The following is a 1,014-nucleotide window of genomic DNA, read 5'->3' on the forward strand; positions in this document are numbered from 1 at the left end:
AAAAGTCCCCATTTTCAATCTGTTATGGACAATATCCCGACACTCGTGTCGGGATATTGTCGTTATTACAAGTTGTGATTAATTGTGATGATATTTATTCACATCCAGAGCGAATATCGCTTACTTTCTCAGCGAATTGAGCTTCGCTTGAGCAAGGCCAAAAATCGTATCAATCGGGTAAGAACCTTCGTCCGTCGGCTCACCTGCCACCTTGCCAGTGAACAGTTCAATGGCCTCAGTCACGTGGTCAATTGCCCAAATATGGAACTCCCCTTTTTCTACCGCTTTCACGATGTCAGCGCGTAGCATCAAGTTATGAACATTCGAACGAGGAATGATCACGCCCTGTCCGGAGTGACGACCTTTGATCACACACACATCATAGAAACCTTCGATTTTTTCGTTTACGCCACCAATCGGCTGCGCTTCACCAAATTGGTTCATTGACCCCGTGATCGCGATATCTTGTCGATTTGGTTGTTTAGAAAAAGCCGAAACCACGGCACAAAACTCCGCCATGCTCGCGCTGTCTCCGTCGACGCCACCGTATGATTGCTCAAAGGTAATCGTCGTCGTGAGTGGCACTCGCGCCGTTTTGCCGAATACGGAAGACAGATAAGCCGATAGGATCATCACACCTTTTGAATGGATACTGCCACCAAGATCGACGCTGCGTTCAATATCGATAACGTCGCCATCGCCGTAGCATGTTGTGGCAGTAATACGGTTAGGCGCACCAAACATATAATCGCTGGTACTCAACACCGACAACGCGTTCACTTGCCCTATCGCCGAACCCTCAGTGAGAATCAACGTAGTGCCGTTTAAGAACGTCTCCATCACGCTGTCTCGCAAACGGCTGACGCGCATCTCCTGATTTTTCATCGCCTCTTCGACGTGGCCAATGCGGATCATGTTTGAGTTTGCTTGGCGAGCCACGTAGTTCGACTCTCGAAGCAAGTTGGCGATATTAGCCGAATGTAGAGATAGCTTGGATTGGTCGCCAGACAAACG

1 protein-coding gene is annotated in these 1,014 nt (G+C 48.7%); it reads right to left on the reverse strand.

The window, feature by feature from the left end; translation table 11 throughout:
* Positions 1 to 120: 120 nt before the first annotated feature.
* On the reverse strand, positions 121 to 1,014 hold an 894-nt coding region (locus R7E00_RS25335), incomplete at its 5' end, for a Lon-insertion domain-containing protein (protein ID WP_318124953.1).

It is taken from the genome of Vibrio sp. Vb1755 (genome assembly GCF_033338635.1).
GTDB classification, from domain to species: Bacteria; Pseudomonadota; Gammaproteobacteria; order Enterobacterales; family Vibrionaceae; genus Vibrio; species Vibrio alginolyticus.